This window comes from Pseudoalteromonas piratica, from assembly GCF_000788395.1.
Taxonomy (GTDB): domain Bacteria; phylum Pseudomonadota; class Gammaproteobacteria; order Enterobacterales; family Alteromonadaceae; genus Pseudoalteromonas; species Pseudoalteromonas piratica.
In genome coordinates this window covers 234,144-252,403 of record NZ_CP009889.1, presented here as the reverse complement: position 1 = coordinate 252,403, position 18,260 = coordinate 234,144, and the positions used below count along the sequence as shown (strand labels likewise).

The window sequence follows — 18,260 nt, the reverse complement described above, 5'->3', positions numbered from 1 at the left end:
ATTATGAATAAAAAAGCAGGGAAGGCAGTATTTGTTGCAAGTGTATTGAGCTTAGCGACAGTTGGCTGCAGTGATTCTATAACGGATGATTTAGATAATGCATTAACCCATGAAGCTGAGTTTTCATTTGTAAATGCCATGGATTATAGCCTTGATTTTCACTTACAAAAGCGCAGCTTAACCACAGGCTCAAGTGGGTTATTTGATAGTAAAAATCGAGTGGCAGGTAATATACAAGTGAATGGCTACTCCAGTGAATACGACTATGATTACCCAGCAGTAATGAATCAAGTTAATATTGGTATGCGCGGCGCTATGAGTAATAGTAATGAAGTTAAAATGCACACCAACTTAAGTGACGATGATGAGTATTGGGTAATTGCTTGGCAAAATGGTGTGGAGAAACACCTTTCCCTGCTTGAGAAAAAAGAGCGCGATAACGCCAATACTTTCAACGTGCGTATTTTCGCAAACGGCGTGTATCCAGTGACATTAAAAGGCAGCCAAGTGATGACCACTGAGCGCGGTAAAGTATCTGACTTTTTAACTCTCGATAATTGCGCCCTTGATTTAACCATTAATGGCCGCGCAATTGATTTGTGCACCGGTGACTTTGGCGAGTCTTACTTGCTGGTTGTAAATAGCGATGGTAAACAAGTCCTAGTGGAAGAGTAAAGCCGCAGAATCAACGCTTAAAAAGCCGATGCACCTGCATCGGCTTTTTGTTTATACAACCTGAAAATCACCCTTTCGTCAATAACACAATTCATTCATCACTCCATAAAACCAAATATCACCGAGATTGACCAAACATCACAAAGCAAAAGAATACTATCCTCAATTGCCTATTATTTAACTCAAGCAACACGCTTTACTCAAACTTATACCAATTCTGTTAAGTATGTGAGCAGTGATAGCGCTGGATAAATGAAATGGTAACAAGGCGGAATTTTTCTTATGTAGTTGTTCTACATTGATAAATTTTAACGCAGTTAGCATGATATTTAGTCCGCTAGGATGATCAGCTACTTAAGTGAATTGGTATTAAATAGGAAATTGAAAATGAATACATCAAACGCAATTGAGATTTTAATGGCAGCTAGTTTAACAACATTTGTAGTAGCAGGCCTTGTAACTGCTGGTATGACAACGGCAATTATGGCGGGTGCAGCAATTGGCGGCACATACATGTTAACTAAATAATCGTAATTCGCATCGGAGATAAAAAATGAGCAACGTATTTGATATTGTAATGACCGCTGCATTAACAGCTTTTGTGGTAGTTGGTTTAGTAACCGCAGGTATGACAGCTGCAATTGTAACAGGTGTAGCCGTAGGTGGTAGTTACTTACTTTTTAAATAAATTCGCACTATTAGGAAATATGCCTATGGCAAAAACAAACAAGCTAATTTATAAATTCAAAAAGCAAACTAAATAGCCTTTCTATCCAATTAAATAGAAAGGCTTTTTTGTTTTCAAACGACAGAACAATAAATTAACATCAAGATGTTCATATAAAGTTCACTTAATTTATTAAGCTGTAACCTAACCACACAATTAAAAAAATAGAGCGCTATAAATGGTGAAGTTGGCAACATTATTAGTCGTTAACGACCTAAAAATTTCAAAAAACTTTTACGAAAACATACTTGGTCTTGAAATATCCGAGAGCTTGAGACTGCAATCAAATTTAAGTTTGGTGACCATATCATTTTGATGTTTGAAGGCGGATATCATGCTGTTGAGTATGATCATGGGGTCAATGCAAATTCAACATTGATATTTAATGTGCAAAATTTAGATTCTGATATTGAAAAGCTTAAACATCAAGGCGTGGAATTTGTGCATACCACCCCTAATGAAAATAAGTGGGGGCGTTATTCTGCTTTCAAAGATCCCTCAGGTATTGTTCATGAACTGATGGAATTCTATTAAAAGCGAGCATGCCAGAGTCACATAACTCTGACATACAAAAGCGATTTAAAGCGCAGAGATAAAACCACTATAGGCCATTTTAACCTTATTATTATCAAACATTTGGCCATGATTTGCTTCTTCAGCAATCACTAACTGTTTAATTTCACTATTGCTCGCATCAAAAAGCTTTTGCGATAATACAGCTGGGGTTTGTTTGTCTTTTCCACCCCCTATGACAAGTAGTGGGCCGCTATAGTCCTCACTAACAACTTGACGATTATCAACCTTATAAAACGCATCATCAACGTCTACGTTTACAAATACTTTTGAATACCAAGGCATTGCTTCATCAATCCAATCATCGACATTAGTGGCCGAACCTTGCATCACCAAACCATCTATTGTCTTATTCTTCGCAACTTGTGCAGCAACAAAACTGCCTAACGAATAACCATGAACAATTACTTTTTCGGCTTTTAGTGTGTTTTTAGCATAATCAAAGCTTAAATTAGCATCACTTATTAGGTTAGCAATCGTTGCTTTACCGTCACTCGCACCTAAACCTCGACGGTCAAATATCACAATATCACTGCCATATTCAGCCAATTCTATCAGTGCTTTTTTAGCTGCTTTCTCGACACTCATGCCATTGCCTGGAATATATAAAATGGTATTGCTTGTACTGGGGTGATCAAGGTGTAAGCCATTGAGTGTAAGTGCTTCATTATCAGCTTGCATGCTGATTTGAATCACTTGATGGTTAGGTGTGCGTTTATCTAAATCAGTGATGAAAGACTGAGTATAGAATTCAACTTTGTCATCTTGTTGAATAAAACGGGATTCTTTTATCGTAGCGGTGCAACCACCTAACACCAGTGCAACTGCCATTGTCATTATTGTTTTTTTCATGGTTTTATCCTTTTGCATGTTTTCATACTAGGAACTAGGCAAACAAAAAAAGTTCAATATTTTCTTTTTGTTAGCTAATCAAGAAATAAGTCTTTATAACCTCAACTTGAAACTAAAATTTGCCAATTATTGATTTAAATGAAACACCTTATTCAAACGAGTAAGTCTCTTAAATCAAGGTAATCATTTTATAACTCCAAAAACATTCATCACCAAATAAAACCAAATATCACCGCGTTTCGCCAAACACCACAAAGCACAGGAAACCCCATTTCAATTGCCTATTATTTAACTCAAGCAAGATGATTTACTCACACTTAAATAGGAAATTGAACAATGAATACATCAAATGCAATCGACATTTTAATGGCAGCTGGTTTAACAACATTTGTAGTAGCAGGCCTTGTAACTGCTGGTATGACAACGGCAATTATGGCAGGTGCAGCAATTGGCGGCACATACATGTTAACTAAATAATCGTAATTCGCATCGGAGATAAAAAATGAGCAACGTATTTGATATTGTAATGACCGCTGCATTAACAGCTTTTGTGGTAGTTGGTTTAGTAACCGCAGGTATGACAGCTGCAATTGTAACAGGTGTTGCTGTAGGTGGTAGTTACTTATTATTTAAGTAAGATGAATTAAACAAAACTTAAGGAAATATGCCTATGGCAAAAACAAACAAGCTAATTTATAAATTCAAAAAGCAAATTAAATAACCTTTCTATCCAGCTAAATAGAAAGGTTTTTTGTTAAAAATAAACATTAGACATACCCCTTTTTCTTAAACGATTACCTCTCAAAATCCCATCTATCACACTATTATATTGCGCCTATTGAACCCGTGTCAGGTAACTGTCGGGTAAATGTCATTACTGTCAGCACCAATTTGGTATAGTATGTAACCAATTTTTATAAACAGGGATCGCCTATGAAATCTCTCAGGCTCAAAAGAAACTGGTCACAAGAACAATTAGCACAATTTAGCGGCTTAAACGTTCGAACGATCCAAAGAGTTGAAAGAGGCAACAAAGTAGGGAGCGAAACCTTAAAGTCATTGGCAGCTGTTTTCGAAATCACTGTATCTGAGCTTTTAGAGTTAATTAATAAAGAGACTCAGCCGGCAAAAGCAAGCCAAAAAACTGCACAAGAAAATGTAACTGATGAGCAATTAAAAAACGCGAAAGAAAAAGTTAAATTGATTAAGTATTTCTATGGTTTTTGCACTTTTCTAACTGTCGTATTCATATTTTTCATGTTACCTAACTATAATAACGGGGAAAATTTTGGTTCTTTAGTAGCCGTTTTTTTGTCATTTGCTGTCATGATTGCGGGTTTCGCATTTTATGTATTTGAACCATTTGGTGATAAATGGGAACAAAAGAAGCTTTCTCAAATTGTTGAGCGTGATGAGCACAAAAATGGCACAGATACGAAATAACCAGTCACTTTATGTCTCCACCTTTTTTACGAAACTAAATGGTCAAAATAGAGAAATAAATCACAATGAGTAATCAGCCACTAAAAACAAATAAAAAGTCGACCATTTTAAAAGCATTATTAATTGGTTTCGCCGTAGGCGTGGGGTTTATGCTAACTGCAATATTTGTTAATTCTGTAATGACTTAACACCTAATAAATAAAGCAGTGAAGTAACACGTATTAAAATCCATACAGCATAGGCTTTGGAAACTGCTTAAATACTTGCGCATGTAAAAACTTCCTTGCTCATTCACTGAATAAAACATTATTTCATCCCGCAATAAAACCAAATATCACCGTAATTAGCCAAACATCACAAAGCTCAAGAATCCTCATATCAATTGCCTATTATTTAACTCAAGCAACACGCTTTACTAAAACTTAAATAGGAAATTGAACAATGAATACATCAAACGCAATCGAGATTTTAATGGCAGCTGGTTTAACAACATTTGTAGTAGCAGGCCTTGTAACTGCTGGTATGACAACGGCTATTATGGCAGGTGCAGCAATTGGCGGCACATACATGTTAACTAAATAATTTTAAAACTAATCGGAGATAAAAAATGAACAACGTATTTGATATTGTAATGACCGCTGCATTAACAGCTTTTGTGGTAGTTGGTTTAGTAACCGCAGGTATGACAGCTGCAATTGTAACAGGTGTAGCCGTAGGTGGTAGTTACTTATTATTTAAGTAAGATGAATTAAACAAAACTTAAGGAAATATGCCTATGGCAAAAACAAACAAGTTAATTTATATATTCAGAAAACAATTAAAATAGCCTTTCTATCGATTAAATAGAAAGGCTTTTTTATTGGGCGAAATACTAGCTTGCTAAATCATAGCGATCCGCATTCATCACTTTGCTCCATGCCGAAACAAAATCATCAACAAACTTCTGACCATTATCATCTTGCGCATACACTTCTGCATAAGCACGCAAAATTGAATTTGAGCCAAACACTAAATCTACGCGCGTAGCTTGCCAAGCATCCTCTTTCGATGCTCTATCACGCAGTACGTATTGATTATCGCCTGTTGGCAGCCACTCATAACGCATGTCTGTGAGATTGACAAAAAAGTCCGTAGTAAGTTGCCCAATGCGGTCGGTGAAAACACCTGCTTTAGAGTCACCATAATTACAGCCTAGTACACGTAAACCGCCTATTAACACGGTCATTTCTGGCGCAGTTAACCCTAATAATTGGGCACGTTCTAGCAATAACTCTTCAGGGCTCGCTGCAAATGTTTGCTGCTGCCAATTTCTAAAACCGTCATGTACAGGTTCAAGTACAGAAAATGATTCAACATCAGTACTATCTTGCGATGCATCACCACGTCCTTTGTTAAAGGCTATGTTTGCTGTAAACCCTGCTGCAGTTGCCGCTTGCTCAATTGCAACATTACCCGCAAGCACAATCACATCAGCAACGCTTAGATTATGCTCATCTGATATTGCTTGATACACACTTAGCATCTTCGCAAGCTTTTCAGGCTCATTGCCTTGCCAATTATTTGCTGGCGCCAAGCGAATATGTGCACCATTGGCACCGCCCCGCTTATCAGAATGACGGAAAGTACGCGCGCTGTCCCACGCTGTTGTTACCATTTCAGCAATCGATAACCCACTTGCAGCAATTGCAGCTTTAACCGCTTGCTCATCATACGCCGTATTGCCAGCTGGAATAGGATCTTGCCATGTTAAATCTTCTTTTGGTACATCAGGGCCGATATAACACGCTTTTGGTCCCATATCACGGTGCGTTAATTTAAACCATGCACGTGCAAACACCTCAGAAAAATAAGCAGGGTCGTTATAGAATCGCTCTGAAATTTTGCGATATTCTGGGTCAACCTTCATCGCCATATCAGCATCGGTCATAATCGGGTTATTACGTTTGCCGTTGCCATCAACCGCGAGTGGCTTATCCTCCTCTTTTATAGCGACAGGCTCCCATTGCCATGCACCTGCAGGGCTCCTTTTAAGTTCCCACTCATGGTTGAGAAGCAACTCAAAGTAGCCGTTATCCCACTGAGTAGGATTGGTTGTCCACGCCCCTTCAAGGCCACTAGTAACTGCATTTGCACCTAAGCCGTTACCTTCTTGATGATTCCAACCAAGCCCTTGCTCGTTAATATCAGCTGCTTCTGGTTCAGGGCCAAGTTTCGCTGCATCACCATTACCATGACATTTACCTACTGTGTGGCCACCTGCAGTAAGTGCCACGGTTTCTTCATCGTTCATTGCCATACGGGCGAAGGTTTCACGCACATCATGGGCAGTTTTTTGCGGATCTGGCTTACCATCCACCCCTTCTGGATTAACATAAATTAAGCCCATCATAACTGCGGCTAGTGGATTTTCTAGGTCGCGCTCACCGGAATAACGACTATTGTCATTTTCTGATGGAGCCAGCCATTCTTTCTCAGCACCCCAGTAAGTATCTTTTTCTGGATGCCAAATGTCTTCACGACCAAACGCAAAGCCATAAGTTTTTAACCCCATCGACTCATAAGCAATTGTACCTGCATAGGCAATTAAGTCTGCCCAGCTTAGCTTGTTACCGTATTTCTTCTTAATCGGCCAAAGTAAACGGCGCGCTTTATCTAGGTTGGTATTATCAGGCCATGAATTAAGCGGAGAAAAACGTAAATTACCAGTACCTGCACCACCGCGACCATCGGCTACACGGTAACTGCCCGCGGCGTGCCATGTCATGCGGATCATTAAACCGCCATAATGCCCCCAATCAGCAGGCCACCATGGCTGGCTATCCGTCATAAGCGCTATCAGATCTGACTTTAGCTGCGCGAAATCAAGTTGTTTCAGTGCTTCTCGATAATTAAAGTCACTGCCAAGTGGATTGGTTTTGCGGTCATGTTGATGCAAAATATCGAGATTAAGGGTGTTTGGCCACCAATCAGTATTTGATTTACCTGATTGGGTAATACTTCCTGATGCAAATGGGCATTTATTTGATGACATTGCTCATCTCCTCTTCCTTTGCTGGAAAAATTATTTGTGATTAAACATTTACCTAAAACTTATCGTATGGAATTAAAACTGAACATAAAGTGATTACAAGTTAATAACTGTAGGCTAGACAGCTGCATTATTCTAAAAATAACTTTTAAAGATTGTGTCTTAAGTTGAAATACATTTTTCATTTAGCTCAGCTTTAAACAGCTTTTGTAGTAAGACAATATCGTTAGTTCTTACATAATTTGGTCTTACAATCAGCGCTATACTGCGATGCGGACCAGGTTCATTTAAATGCACTGCTGTAAGTTCACCTTCGTTTTTCACGAGTTGATCAAGTGCCATTTGTGGGACGAGTGTTGTGCCTAGTTTACCGGCAACCATTTGAATCAAAGTATGCAAACTGGCCGAATCCAATTGATTTTCATGATTCGTGTTCTCCAACTTACACGCAGCGAGCGCATGCTCTTTTAAACAATGCCCTTCTTTTAAAAGCATTAACTTTGCAAGATCAAACTCATTGGTGGTAATTTCACTTAAATTAAGTGCACATTCGTCTTTGTGACTCACCCAATAAAAATCTTCTTGCCAGAAGTTAAATGCCATTAAGCCATCTATATCATATGGCAGCGCTAAAATTGCAGCATCAAGCTCCCCTTCGCGCAATTTCTCAACTAAAACATGAGACTGATCTTCCACAATTTTAAGTTTGAAGTCGCTGTATTCAGTGCGCACTTTTGGCAATACTTTTGGCAACAAGAAAGGGCCAATTGTTGGGATAACACCAATTGTCATAGGGCTTGCTAGTGGTTCTTTATTAGATTTTGCTAACTGTGTTAATTCGTCTACTTCGAGTTTAATTCGCTTGGCTTTTTCAAGAATTAGCTGCCCTTCGTCTGTAATAAATACATGTTTGTTGTTGCGTTCAAATATTGTAACGCCCAACTGTTTCTCAAGCTCATGCACCGCTGTGCTTAAGGTTGATTGAGAAACATGGCAGTTATCTGCTGCTTTTTTAAAGTGGAGCGTTTTCTCAACGGCTAAGGCATAGTGAAGCTGTTTTAATGAAATCATTATAATTCTTATAAATCGAACGTTTTTTAAATAATAATCAATTTATATGAAATCACCACATCACCAATTTGGGCAATGTCAAAAGAACACGTCTTAATAATAATTAAAGCAATATAGATCAATACTTTATATTAATGTTCAAAAATACAGATAGTGATCATATGTTTTTTTGATTAGTGTTTTTGCGCCAAATATGTTGACCATATCCCGCCAAGTAATAATCTAAAAAAACGAATATCAACTTAGTTATTATCAAATTTAGTTATTGAAATTCCCTTCTATACTTAACCGCGAAAATACACCCATAAATCATAAGGGGAATTCATAAATGAAATCCGTTCAGATATTAAAATACACTTCTATTGCCGCTGTTGTAGCACTGTCTTTAAGTGCAACATCTGCATTTGCTAAAGACACAATGAGCAAACCAAAAGGCGCAACGGGTATGGGCACTGTGATGCCAAACCAAGCAAAATCAAACCTATTTTGGTGGCCAAATCAACTCGATTTATCGCCACTTCGCGACCACGATGCACGCTCAAATCCATTAGGTGAAGACTTTAATTATAAAAAAGCGTTTACACAGCTTGATATGGAAGCGCTAAAAAAAGACATTGATTTTGTACTTACTGACTCAAAAGAATGGTGGCCTGCTGATTGGGGTAACTATGGCCCATTTTTTATTCGTATGACGTGGCATGCCGCCGGGACTTACCGCACCCTTGATGGTCGAGGTGGCGCAGGTGGTGGTCAGCAACGTTTTGACCCACTAAATAGCTGGCCAGACAATGGAAACTTAGATAAAGCCCGTCGCTTACTTTGGCCAGTTAAGCAGAAATATGGCGAGCTTATTTCTTGGGGTGACTTAATCGTACTTGCGGGTAACGTTGCCCTAGAAAATATGGGCTTCAAAACTTATGGCTTTGCTGCGGGCCGTGATGATGACTGGGAACCTGATATGGTTTATTGGGGACCAGAAGTAGAAATGTTAGCAAGCGATCGTCGCGATAGCGATGGCAAACTAAAACGTCCGCTTGCGGCAGTACATATGGGGCTTATTTATGTAAACCCTGAAGGTCCTGGCGGTGTGCCCGATCCACTAGGTTCAGCTAAAAATATCCGTGAATCTTTTGGCCGCATGGCAATGAATGACGAAGAAACGCTGGCACTTATTGCCGGTGGTCATACATTCGGTAAGATGCATGGTGCACACAAAGCAAGTAAATGTGTTGGCAAAGAGCCAGGTGCAGAGGCCATTGAAGAGCAAGGCTTCGGCTGGAAAAATAAATGCGGGAAAGGCCATTCTGAGGATACTGTCACCAGTGGATTAGAAGGTGCATGGACACAAGCACCGACAAAGTGGACATCACTTTACTTATCAAACTTACTAAACTTTGAGTGGAAACAATCACGCAGCCCCGCAGGTGCGATTATTTGGGTACCTACCGATGAATCGTTACATAAATCAGTACCTGATGCGCACGTTAAGGGGAAGTTTAACCCACCTGTAATGACGACGGCAGATTTGGCATTAAAGTTTGACCCAGAATACCGAAAAATTGCTGAGCGTTTCCTAGCAGATCCTGAAGAATACCGTCTTGCATTTGCCAAAGCGTGGTTTAAATTAACTCACCGAGATATGGGGCCACTTGATAATTACTTAGGTAACGAATATCCGAAACAAGCACACATTTGGCAAGATCCTATCGACAAACCAGACTACAAACTAGTCAGTGACAAAGAGGTTAAAAAGCTAAAAGCACAAATTTTAGATTCAGGCCTGTCAGTATCTGAACTCGTAGCAACAGCATGGGCGTCAGCATCAAGCTATCGTGATTCGGATATGCGCGGCGGTGCAAATGGTGCACGTATCGCACTGGCGCCACAAAAAGAATGGGCAGTAAATAACCCAGCGAAAACTGCAAAAGTCATTGCCAAACTTACTGAAATAAAAGATGAGTTTAATGATCGTACCTTTGGGCGTAGCAAAATATCTCTTGCTGATATGATAGTGCTTGGTGGCGCGGCGGCAATTGAAAAAGCAGCTAAAAATGCAGGGGTGAAAGTAAGCGTACCATTTGTTGCTGGACGAGGTGATGCGACCCAAGCACAAACTGATGTAAATTCATTCTCGTTACTCAAACCAAGTGCTGATGGTTTTAGAAACTACTATGAAAATGGTTATTACAAATCACCAACTGATGCCTTGGTAGATAAAGCAGACCAGCTTGCTCTAACGGTGCCTGAAATGACAGTGTTAGTCGGCGGGATGCGTGTACTGAATACCAATACTGACGGTTCAAGTAATGGTGTATTTACAGATAAAAAAGACACATTAAGCAATGACTTTTTTGTCAACTTACTTGATATGTCTACGAAGTGGCAAAAAGCAGGCGATGTGTATCAAGGTAAAGATCGTAAAACGGGCACTGTTAAATACACAGCGACACCAGTTGATCTTATCTTCGGTTCTTCATCTGAATTACGTGCTGTTGCTGAAGTATATGCTTTTGATAATTCAAAAGAACGTTTTGTAAACGACTTTGTTAAAGCCTGGACTAAAGTAATGCAACTTGATCGTTTTGATATTAAATAACGAGTGAAGCTACAATCAAACAAAGGCGCATTAAGCGCCTTTTTTTAGCCAAAAAAAAGCCCACAGAGGCGTGTGGGCTAAAATGTGTTTTAAAACAATAAAACAACTACTCGGGAAAACTAACTTTGACAAATCTAAGGGAGTAACAATTTGTTTAAGTTGTGTGTAGTGTAAAAGATGAAAACTTAACCAGAAATTAACCGCACAACTATTTATATTTTTTGTGATAAAGTTATTTGCTGTAAGAAAAGCGTAAAGTCGCCAGCTTGTTTATTGCTAATCATAAAACCGATAGATCGCACATCATCAAAACGAAGTTGGTAGTCCGACGCAAACTGCCTGCCGCGAAACATCAAAACAAAGTCTTGCTCAGATAAATTAAAGGTATGTTCTTTACCTGCCTCAGTATTAAAGTGATACACAAATGCAGGACCATCTAGGTAACCATCCACTCGCAAGCGCAGTTGGTATTGTTTGCCATCACCCACCACCTTAAAACTAAGTGTATCTGTGCCTGTATTTTCAAATGATATGGGCGCTCTAAATGATGCAAAACCGCCATTGTTGGCAAGTGATACATCACCCGTAAAGGTTAAGTTATTATCACCAACAATAACTCGGCTATTGGAAACGCCTCCCATTACCGAGTCATTAATAACCATCCATTCTAGTTGGTTTAGATTGATGTTGGCATTTGCGTTTGCTGCTATAAGCAACAAACCCGTTGCAAGAGACGATTTCATTTATCACCTAAGCTGTTTAGAGGTATAAAGTTATTACGCTTAAAACAGCTTTTAGGTTTAATAAACCACACATTACCTAGCGAGTTGTTACCAGCTAATATTCACCTATTGAATATTAGCAAGAGTAAATTGGTCCGCATCTAGATGGGCTGGGAACTTTTCTTTGAACACGTTTAACGCCGATTTAGTCAGTTCAACTGTGATTACTTGCGCTTGGTTATCTTCAGCGGCAACGAGCGTTTCACCCGTAAAATCATAAGCAGCCGTACCGCCATTATGTGCAACACCGTTGCCATCATCACCCACCCGATTTGCAGCAAGTACATAACATTGATTTTCAATTGCCCTCGCCTGCAATAAGGTATCCCAAATGCGACGACGTGCCGCAGGCCAATTTGCCACATTGACCATCACATCATAGTCGTTACGACTTCGTTGAAATACAGGAAATCGTAAGTCATAACAGACCTGAGGCAACAGCCTAAAACCATTTATTGTAATGATTTTTCGCTCAACACCCGCATTTACAAAATCGCCTTCGTTACCTAAACAAAACAGATGGCGTTTATCGTAAAATTCCACCGTGCCAGTTGGCCAACACCAGTAAAAGCGGTTCGCTTTTTTACCTTGGTGGCTCACTAACACTGAACCTGCCACCACCACATTTAAGCGTTTTGCTTGTACCAACATCCAATCTAAAATTGGCCCTTGCTTTGGTTCAGCCACATCTAAATTAATGGCAAAGCCTGTAGCAAATGTTTCGGGCAGTAAAATTAAATCAACCGAACCTTGATTACTCAGTTGTTCGCTCAAGTTGTTTAAATTTTTATTAACGTCAAGCCATGCAATATCACTTTGCACTAACGCGACTTTCAAGCTGTTATTTATAGCTGACATAACTTCTCCGCAGCGGCGATTAGGGTGGCGTCTTCCTTAGCAAAGCACAATCGAATCACACGATCGCCAGGGGCATTTTCATAAAACACGCTAAGAGGAATAGCAGCAACACCCACTTCTTTTACTAAATACTCGCAAAATGCCACATCATCTAATTCTGAGATGGTGGAATAATCAAGCAGTAAAAAATAGGTACCTTCACTTGGTAACAGTGTAAAACGGCTATTTGCTAATGCATTACTTAACACATCGCGCTTGTGCTGATAAAACGTGCTTAATTCGTCAACGTGGTTTGGCTGCTCTTTAAGCATATCGGCTAATGCCAGTTGCGCGGGGGTAAAGCTAGAAAATGTCACATACTGGTGAATTTTACGAAACTCCACCATCAGCTTTTCAGGGGCAACACAGTAACCCATTTTCCACCCCGTGCAGTGGAAGGTTTTACCAAAACTCGATACCACAAAACTGCGGGCAAACAGTGCGTCATCACCAAGCGCGCTTAAATGTGTGGCACCATCAAAGCAAATATGCTCGTACACTTCATCACTGATGAGGTACAAATCATGCTCTTCAAGCAGTAGCTTTAAAGCATTAATGTCTGTTTGTTTTAGCGTTTTAGTACTTGGGTTATGTGGCGAATTAATAATAATCGCTTTGGTTTTATTTGTAATTGCGTTAGCTACCTGCTGCCAATCTATTTGGTAATTTGGCGCCGTTAACGCGATATGAACCGCTTTACCACCGGCAAGTTCAATCGCTGGCTGATAAGAATCATAGGCAGGATCAAACACAATCACTTCATCATCTGGGCTTACGAGTGCCTGAATTGCGACATAAAGCGCTTCTGTTGCACCTGATGTAACGGTTACCGATGCCTCTGGTGAAATAGTTAAAGCGTACTTTCGCAATACCAAATCAGCAATTTGTTGTTGTAATGCGGGTACACCACTGGATGGCGAATATTGGTTAAACCCTTGTGCACTGTAAAGGTTCAGTTTGTTTTTAAGCGCTTCAGGCGTATCAAACTCTGGAAAACCTTGCGATAAATTAAGCGCTTGGTGTTCATTTGCCAATGCGGTCATTTGCGAAAAAATACTGACGCCTAAATTTGGTAATTTACTTTGCACACGATACCTCTAATCTTGATGGTGCTTTAACAAAAGCGATGCTATCATTGCCGAAAACGGATGTATAGCCGTCTAAATGTTTTGAATTTTTATTTTCGAGTAACCTATTATGTATAATGATGCCGCAAAAAGTGCATTGATTGAAGCGGGTCGTTGGGTCAGCGATAAAGGCTGGGTACCAGCAACGGGTGGTAATTTTTCAATTAAAACAGACACGGGATTTGTTGTGACCGCTAGTGGCCATGATAAAGGATACCTAGCCCCTGAACACTTTTTAGAGCTCAACCAGCAAGGTGCTATTTGTAAAGGCCAAGGAAAGCCATCTGCCGAAACGGCACTTCATTTAAAATTGTACCAACTTCAGCCAAGCACTGAATGTGTATTACATACTCACTCTGTTGCCGCCACTGTGTTATCGCGTTTTATAAAAGGTGATACCTTGGCAATTCACGGCTATGAAATGCAAAAATCATTACGCGGCATCAGCAGTCACGAAAGTACGCTTACTATTGCCATTTTTGATAATGACCAAGATATTGCCCGCTTGGCAGAGCACGTTGCTAAACGCCACGAACAAGAGCCTGTGATCCACGGTGTGCTTATTCGCGGTCATGGTTTATATGCGATGGGCAACAGTGTGGCTGAAACGCGTCGCCACATTGAAGGGTTAGAGTTTTTATTCGCATGCGAGCTTGAGCGCATTAAGTTGGAGTCATCACTATGATTAAAGCCATCATTACCGACATTGAAGGCACAATTACCCGCATTTCATTTGTAAAAGATATTTTATTTCCCTATGCGGCAAAACATATTGCTGCATTTGTTGAAGAAAACCAAAGTGATGTCACGGTAAGCGCACAAATTGATGCAGTAAAAGCGGAAATTGCCAAGCCAGACGCCAGCCTTACTGAAGTCATAGATGCATTGCAACATTGGATTGCAACGGATCAAAAGATTACCCCACTTAAACAACTGCAAGGACTAATCTGGCAAACGGGTTATCAACAAGGTGATTTCACAGGCCATATTTACCCAGATGCCTATGACTTTTTAAACCAGCAAAAAGACGCGGGCATAAGCCTTTTTGTTTATTCGTCTGGCTCGGTAAAAGCACAACATTTGTTGTTTGAACATTCTGACTATGGTGATATTCGCCCGCTGTTCAGCGATTATTTTGATACCCATGTTGGCGGTAAAAAAGACGCAAGTTCATATACCAATATTCTTGAAAAGATTGGCTTTTCAGGCTCTGAGGTGTTGTTTTTAAGCGACATCGTTGAAGAGCTTGATGCCGCTAAAAGTGCGGGCATGCACACCTTGCAGTTATGGCGTGATAACCAAGAAAAAAGCGACCAACACCAAGCAATTGACGATTTTAACCAATTTGATGAAGCATTATTTGTATGAGCAAACTCACTATTTACCGTCACGACGATGCAGCCCACGCGCTGCTACAGAGCGAAAACTTTACTGAAATTCAGCAACAACTTAATCAAGTAGGTGTGGTATTTGAGAACTGGCAAGCAGCATTTGAAATTGACGCAAGCCACAGTTCAGATGATATTTTAAACGCCTATGACGCCGATATTAAACGTGTGCAACAGGACGGCGGCTACCAAACGGTGGATGTTATTTCACTCGCTAAAAGTAATCCAGCGGCGGCTGAATTAAGACAGAAGTTTTTATTTGAGCATACGCATAGCGAAGACGAAGTACGCTTTTTTGTAAAAGGCCAAGGCTTATTCTGCCTGCATTTAGACGACAAAGTGTATCAAGTGCTTTGCCAACAAGGTGATTTAATTTCAGTACCGGCTAACACTAAACATTGGTTTGACATGGGCAGCGATCCTGAATTTACCGCAATTCGTTTTTTCAATAACGAAGCAGGTTGGGTAGCACAAAGTACCGAAAGCAAAATTGCCAATGAGTTTCCAATCTTGGATTAGAGCACTGAATGGTGCTCTTCTTATATTTAATAAGGCTTATTAGAGCTGTTTTAACGCGCCATCTTTTACTTGCTGTAAATTGTAAACGCCGGTATCAAGTACCCAACCCGTTACTAGGTGTGCTGGCGTTACATCAAAGGCAGGGTTAAATACCTTGGCATTGTTTGGTGCCCATTGGCACTCACCAAAGCTACCACTGACACCTTTTACTTCAGATTCAGCACGCTCTTCAATCGGGATATGTTGACCGCTTTCACAGTCAATATCGAGGGTTGTAATTGGCGCAACCACATAAAATTCAACATTATGAAAATGTGCCAGCACAGCTAAATTATAGGTGCCGACTTTATTGGCAAAATCACCATTAGCTGCAATGCGATCGGCACCCACAAAAATCTTATCGACTTTACCCGCAGCCATCAAACTTGCGGCCATATTGTCGCAAATTAGGGTGTAAGGAATTTGCCAACTTTCAAGCTCAAATGCTGTTAAACGACCGCCTTGCAGTAACGGGCGTGTTTCATCCACCCAAACATGAATATCACCGTGTTTTTGATGGGCGTGGTGAATTACTCCCAGTGCAGTACCCACCCCTGCTGTTGCTAATGCGCCCGTATTGCAGTGAGTTAAAATATTATCGCCTGGTTTTACAAGCGCTGCACCAAGGCTTGCCATTGATTCACACAGCGCAATATCTTCATTAAATAGCTGCTCGGCAGTTGCTACTAATGCGTCAACAAAATTGTCTTCAGCTAATGCTTGGCGCATTTGCTTCATGCAATGCATTAAATTAACCGCAGTTGGACGCGTTGCCTCTAAGTCATTAATGGCTTCAGCAAGTTTGCTTTGCGATAGGCCTTGCTCTGCCAAATGGGCTACTAGCAGGGTTGCAGCTAAACCAATTAACGGTGCACCTCGCACTTTTAACGTTAAAATCAATTCTTGCATCTCAACCACACTGTTACACACATGCCAATGTTCTTGGTGTGGTAAAAGATACTGATCTAAAACGAATATCTGTCCGCCATGGTATTTTAGACTGCGTGCGAGCAAATTTTGCATGCTGAGAAACTCCAAATTATTAACGCGTTCATTTTACACCAAGACACAAAGAAGTATAGACATCTAAACATTCATCAGTATAGAATTCCGTAATTGTCTGTATTTTTGAATAGCGAACACCATGGCTGACTATATTGCTTTTGATAATGAGCGTGCACTTAACTATGTTGCACAGTTAAACGAATTTTTTGCCCCTAATGCTCAATTAACCTGTAATGAGTTTGGTGATGGCAACCTCAATTTAGTCTTTCGCATTGCAGATGAAAATGGTAACTGCGTTATTTTAAAGCAGGCATTGCCCTATGCCCGTTGTGTTGGTGAGTCGTGGCCGTTAACCCTTGATAGAGCGCGTATTGAAGCTGCTGTACTTGAAAAGCATGGTGCAGTGTGCGAATCATTCACAGCAAAAGTGCTGCACAAAAATTCCGAGCTAGCCTTAACTATTTTGGAAGATTTAGGCCATATGGCAATTTTGCGTGGCGAACTAAACCAGGCAACAACCTTTCCAAACTTAGGCAGCCAAATTGCACACTACTTGGCAACCACTAGCTTCTTTTACTCAGACTTTTACTTAAAACCTGCAGAAAAGAAAGCCTTGGTGTGTGAGTTCACAAACCCTGAGCTGTGCGCCATTACTGAAGACTTATTCTTTGATGATCCGTACCGCACATCTGATCGCAATAACTACCCAACACCACTTAAAAGTGAAGTAGAGAAGCTGCAGCAAAACACCGAACTGCACATTAAAGTAGCTAAATTAAAGCAACTATTTTTATCGTCGACGCAGAGTTTATTACACGGCGATGTGCATTCAGGCAGCATTTTTGTTGATGCGCAGTCGACTAAGGTGATCGATCCAGAATTTGGTTTTTTTGGCCCAATTGGTTTTGATTTAGGCTCGTTTATTGGTAACTTTTTACTTAATTATTGTGCGCAAAATGCCCGTATTAGTGAAATTCCAAAGCGTCGCCAAATGCAAACCTACTTACTGACGACGATTCAGCAAGTAATCAACGAATTTACAGCAACCTGGCTTTCACTTGCTAATCAGCATACCCGTGATTTATCGCTTCAGGCACCACGCTATGCAGAATATTTTGTCAACCAAATCATTAAAGACGCACTTGGTTTTGCCGGTACTGAACTTGTGCGCCGCACCATTGGTCTTGCCCATGTATCAGACGTAGATGGTATTGAAGATGAAACCGCACGACTGCAAGTACAGCAGCAAACTCTCATTTTAGGTGAGCAACTTATTTTACATGCCGAGACCGCTCACGATAAAGAATCAGCATTTAATCTGATCATTAGCCTCGTTCAGTAAAAAGAAGCTCAGTAAAAATAAGTGCAATAATATAAGCGTAGTAAACTAGCTGTAATAAAATCAGTTCTATGAGTTTCAGCCTTAAAAGCCAGTAACCGTGTTACTGGCTTTTTTCTAAAGTGCTTTAGTTGATGTTTCTTCCCGCATTAGTGCTCATCTCTAAACATCTTCATTTCGCTTAAATGAAATACCTCAA

At 40.2% G+C, this 18,260-nt stretch carries 22 protein-coding genes; 15 read left to right on the top strand and 7 right to left on the bottom strand.

From position 1 onward, the window contains the following. The first annotated feature begins 3 nt into the window (after nucleotides 1–3). The 5 genes from OM33_RS15900 (at nucleotide 4) to OM33_RS22795 (ending at nucleotide 1,936) form a co-directional block, all read left to right on the top strand. Entirely contained in the window at nucleotides 4–675 is a 672-nt protein-coding gene (locus tag OM33_RS15900) for a hypothetical protein (protein WP_040135000.1), read from the top strand. A gap of 387 nt (nucleotides 676–1,062) precedes the next feature. Further along, nucleotides 1,063–1,203, top strand: coding sequence for a hypothetical protein (locus OM33_RS22600; RefSeq protein WP_199922601.1), 141 nt, complete (start codon nucleotides 1,063–1,065; stop codon nucleotides 1,201–1,203). Nucleotides 1,204–1,228: 25 nt separating this feature from the next. After that, nucleotides 1,229–1,363, top strand: a complete 135-nt coding sequence (locus OM33_RS22945; protein ID WP_267884437.1) for a hypothetical protein — start codon at nucleotides 1,229–1,231, stop codon at nucleotides 1,361–1,363. 217 nt (nucleotides 1,364–1,580) lie between these two features. Further along, nucleotides 1,581–1,718, top strand: coding sequence for a VOC family protein (locus OM33_RS22995; protein WP_324607056.1), 138 nt, complete (start codon nucleotides 1,581–1,583; stop codon nucleotides 1,716–1,718). Further along, complete coding sequence (locus tag OM33_RS22795) at nucleotides 1,718–1,936, top strand: VOC family protein (protein WP_234402770.1); 219 nt, start codon at nucleotides 1,718–1,720, stop codon at nucleotides 1,934–1,936. Before OM33_RS22995 ends, OM33_RS22795 begins: the two co-directional genes overlap by 1 nt. A 45-nt stretch (nucleotides 1,937–1,981) precedes the next feature. Here the strand turns inward: OM33_RS22795 and OM33_RS15890 are convergent, their stop codons facing one another. Beyond that, complete coding sequence (locus OM33_RS15890; RefSeq protein WP_040134998.1) at nucleotides 1,982–2,827, bottom strand: alpha/beta hydrolase; 846 nt, start codon at nucleotides 2,825–2,827, stop codon at nucleotides 1,982–1,984. Nucleotides 2,828–3,163: 336 nt separating this feature from the next. Between OM33_RS15890 and OM33_RS22595 the strand changes: the two genes are divergently transcribed. The 5 genes from OM33_RS22595 (at nucleotide 3,164) to OM33_RS22935 (ending at nucleotide 5,012) form a co-directional block, all read left to right on the top strand. After that, nucleotides 3,164–3,304 carry a hypothetical protein gene (locus OM33_RS22595; RefSeq protein WP_157813532.1) on the top strand — a complete coding sequence of 47 codons (141 nt, stop codon included), beginning with the start codon at nucleotides 3,164–3,166 and terminating at the stop codon, nucleotides 3,302–3,304. Between the two features lie 25 nt (nucleotides 3,305–3,329). Further along, nucleotides 3,330–3,464 (top strand): hypothetical protein, encoded by a 135-nt coding sequence (locus OM33_RS22940; protein WP_267884437.1) that lies wholly within the window; start codon nucleotides 3,330–3,332, stop codon nucleotides 3,462–3,464. A gap of 296 nt (nucleotides 3,465–3,760) precedes the next feature. After that, nucleotides 3,761–4,270 (top strand): XRE family transcriptional regulator, encoded by a 510-nt coding sequence (locus tag OM33_RS15885; protein WP_040134996.1) that lies wholly within the window; start codon nucleotides 3,761–3,763, stop codon nucleotides 4,268–4,270. A 441-nt stretch (nucleotides 4,271–4,711) separates the two neighbouring features. Continuing rightward, nucleotides 4,712–4,852, top strand: a complete 141-nt coding sequence (locus tag OM33_RS22590; RefSeq protein WP_157813533.1) for a hypothetical protein — start codon at nucleotides 4,712–4,714, stop codon at nucleotides 4,850–4,852. 25 nt (nucleotides 4,853–4,877) lie between these two features. Next, nucleotides 4,878–5,012 (top strand): hypothetical protein, encoded by a 135-nt coding sequence (locus tag OM33_RS22935; RefSeq protein ID WP_267884436.1) that lies wholly within the window; start codon nucleotides 4,878–4,880, stop codon nucleotides 5,010–5,012. 129 nt (nucleotides 5,013–5,141) lie between these two features. Here OM33_RS22935 and katG (OM33_RS15880) read toward each other — a convergent pair whose 3' ends face one another. Together katG (OM33_RS15880) and OM33_RS15875 are read right to left on the bottom strand one after the other, a co-directional pair. After that, a complete protein-coding gene (gene katG, locus OM33_RS15880; RefSeq protein ID WP_040134994.1) occupies nucleotides 5,142–7,301 on the bottom strand; it encodes a catalase/peroxidase HPI in 2,160 nt (719 codons plus the stop codon). Nucleotides 7,302–7,460: 159 nt separating this feature from the next. After that, complete coding sequence (locus OM33_RS15875; RefSeq protein WP_040134991.1) at nucleotides 7,461–8,369, bottom strand: hydrogen peroxide-inducible genes activator; 909 nt, start codon at nucleotides 8,367–8,369, stop codon at nucleotides 7,461–7,463. 328 nt (nucleotides 8,370–8,697) lie between these two features. Here OM33_RS15875 and katG (OM33_RS15870) point away from each other — a divergent pair, with 328 nt between their 5' ends. Then, entirely contained in the window at nucleotides 8,698–10,965 is a 2,268-nt protein-coding gene (gene katG, locus OM33_RS15870) for a catalase/peroxidase HPI (RefSeq protein ID WP_040134989.1), read from the top strand. A 212-nt stretch (nucleotides 10,966–11,177) separates the two neighbouring features. On the opposite strand, the gene OM33_RS15865 is transcribed toward katG (OM33_RS15870), so the two are convergent. The 3 genes from OM33_RS15865 to OM33_RS15855 form a co-directional block, all read right to left on the bottom strand. Next, nucleotides 11,178–11,708: a CIA30 family protein gene (locus OM33_RS15865; protein ID WP_040134987.1), complete on the bottom strand. Its 531-nt coding sequence runs from the start codon at nucleotides 11,706–11,708 to the stop codon at nucleotides 11,178–11,180. Between the two features lie 105 nt (nucleotides 11,709–11,813). Next, nucleotides 11,814–12,605: an amidohydrolase gene (locus tag OM33_RS15860; protein ID WP_040134985.1), complete on the bottom strand. Its 792-nt coding sequence runs from the start codon at nucleotides 12,603–12,605 to the stop codon at nucleotides 11,814–11,816. Further along, entirely contained in the window at nucleotides 12,593–13,687 is a 1,095-nt protein-coding gene (locus tag OM33_RS15855; protein ID WP_052141272.1) for a methionine aminotransferase, read from the bottom strand. The genes OM33_RS15860 and OM33_RS15855 overlap by 13 nt, the downstream gene beginning before the upstream one ends. A 154-nt stretch (nucleotides 13,688–13,841) precedes the next feature. Here OM33_RS15855 and OM33_RS15850 point away from each other — a divergent pair, with 154 nt between their 5' ends. Genes OM33_RS15850 through OM33_RS15840 form a run of 3 tightly spaced genes read left to right on the top strand, consistent with a single transcriptional unit; the run spans nucleotide 13,842 to nucleotide 15,678 of the window. Next, nucleotides 13,842–14,456, top strand: coding sequence for a methylthioribulose 1-phosphate dehydratase (locus OM33_RS15850; RefSeq protein WP_040134982.1), 615 nt, complete (start codon nucleotides 13,842–13,844; stop codon nucleotides 14,454–14,456). Continuing rightward, nucleotides 14,453–15,139, top strand: coding sequence for an acireductone synthase (gene mtnC, locus OM33_RS15845; protein WP_040134980.1), 687 nt, complete (start codon nucleotides 14,453–14,455; stop codon nucleotides 15,137–15,139). Before OM33_RS15850 ends, mtnC begins: the two co-directional genes overlap by 4 nt. Then, nucleotides 15,136–15,678, top strand: coding sequence for a 1,2-dihydroxy-3-keto-5-methylthiopentene dioxygenase (locus OM33_RS15840; RefSeq protein WP_040134979.1), 543 nt, complete (start codon nucleotides 15,136–15,138; stop codon nucleotides 15,676–15,678). Before mtnC ends, OM33_RS15840 begins: the two co-directional genes overlap by 4 nt. Before the next feature lie 39 nt (nucleotides 15,679–15,717). On the opposite strand, the gene mtnA is transcribed toward OM33_RS15840, so the two are convergent. Continuing rightward, the gene (mtnA, locus tag OM33_RS15835; RefSeq protein ID WP_040134977.1) at nucleotides 15,718–16,740 is read right to left on the bottom strand and encodes an S-methyl-5-thioribose-1-phosphate isomerase; all 1,023 of its coding nucleotides are present in this window, start codon (nucleotides 16,738–16,740) and stop codon (nucleotides 15,718–15,720) included. A gap of 121 nt (nucleotides 16,741–16,861) precedes the next feature. Between mtnA and mtnK the strand changes: the two genes are divergently transcribed. After that, complete coding sequence (gene mtnK / locus OM33_RS15830) at nucleotides 16,862–18,064, top strand: S-methyl-5-thioribose kinase (RefSeq protein WP_040134975.1); 1,203 nt, start codon at nucleotides 16,862–16,864, stop codon at nucleotides 18,062–18,064. Nucleotides 18,065–18,260: the final 196 nt, after the last annotated feature.

Coding starts and splice junctions, on each gene's coding strand:
- OM33_RS15900 (WP_040135000.1), top strand. CDS start 4: ATGAATAAAAAAGCAGGGAAGGCAGTATTTGTTGCAAGTGTATTGAGC.
- OM33_RS22995 (WP_324607056.1), top strand. CDS start 1,581: ATGGTGAAGTTGGCAACATTATTAGTCGTTAACGACCTAAAAATTTCA.
- katG (WP_040134989.1), top strand. CDS start 8,698: ATGAAATCCGTTCAGATATTAAAATACACTTCTATTGCCGCTGTTGTA.
- OM33_RS15875 (WP_040134991.1), bottom strand. CDS start 8,369: ATGATTTCATTAAAACAGCTTCACTATGCCTTAGCCGTTGAGAAAACG.
- mtnC (WP_040134980.1), top strand. CDS start 14,453: ATGATTAAAGCCATCATTACCGACATTGAAGGCACAATTACCCGCATT.
- OM33_RS22600 (WP_199922601.1), top strand. CDS start 1,063: ATGAATACATCAAACGCAATTGAGATTTTAATGGCAGCTAGTTTAACA.
- OM33_RS22795 (WP_234402770.1), top strand. CDS start 1,718: ATGTTTGAAGGCGGATATCATGCTGTTGAGTATGATCATGGGGTCAAT.
- OM33_RS22595 (WP_157813532.1), top strand. CDS start 3,164: ATGAATACATCAAATGCAATCGACATTTTAATGGCAGCTGGTTTAACA.
- OM33_RS15855 (WP_052141272.1), bottom strand. CDS start 13,687: ATGACCGCATTGGCAAATGAACACCAAGCGCTTAATTTATCGCAAGGT.
- OM33_RS15865 (WP_040134987.1), bottom strand. CDS start 11,708: ATGAAATCGTCTCTTGCAACGGGTTTGTTGCTTATAGCAGCAAACGCA.
- OM33_RS22940 (WP_267884437.1), top strand. CDS start 3,330: ATGAGCAACGTATTTGATATTGTAATGACCGCTGCATTAACAGCTTTT.
- OM33_RS22590 (WP_157813533.1), top strand. CDS start 4,712: ATGAATACATCAAACGCAATCGAGATTTTAATGGCAGCTGGTTTAACA.
- OM33_RS15840 (WP_040134979.1), top strand. CDS start 15,136: ATGAGCAAACTCACTATTTACCGTCACGACGATGCAGCCCACGCGCTG.
- mtnK (WP_040134975.1), top strand. CDS start 16,862: ATGGCTGACTATATTGCTTTTGATAATGAGCGTGCACTTAACTATGTT.
- OM33_RS22945 (WP_267884437.1), top strand. CDS start 1,229: ATGAGCAACGTATTTGATATTGTAATGACCGCTGCATTAACAGCTTTT.
- OM33_RS15850 (WP_040134982.1), top strand. CDS start 13,842: ATGTATAATGATGCCGCAAAAAGTGCATTGATTGAAGCGGGTCGTTGG.
- OM33_RS22935 (WP_267884436.1), top strand. CDS start 4,878: ATGAACAACGTATTTGATATTGTAATGACCGCTGCATTAACAGCTTTT.
- mtnA (WP_040134977.1), bottom strand. CDS start 16,740: ATGCAAAATTTGCTCGCACGCAGTCTAAAATACCATGGCGGACAGATA.
- OM33_RS15890 (WP_040134998.1), bottom strand. CDS start 2,827: ATGAAAAAAACAATAATGACAATGGCAGTTGCACTGGTGTTAGGTGGT.
- OM33_RS15860 (WP_040134985.1), bottom strand. CDS start 12,605: ATGTCAGCTATAAATAACAGCTTGAAAGTCGCGTTAGTGCAAAGTGAT.
- katG (WP_040134994.1), bottom strand. CDS start 7,301: ATGTCATCAAATAAATGCCCATTTGCATCAGGAAGTATTACCCAATCA.
- OM33_RS15885 (WP_040134996.1), top strand. CDS start 3,761: ATGAAATCTCTCAGGCTCAAAAGAAACTGGTCACAAGAACAATTAGCA.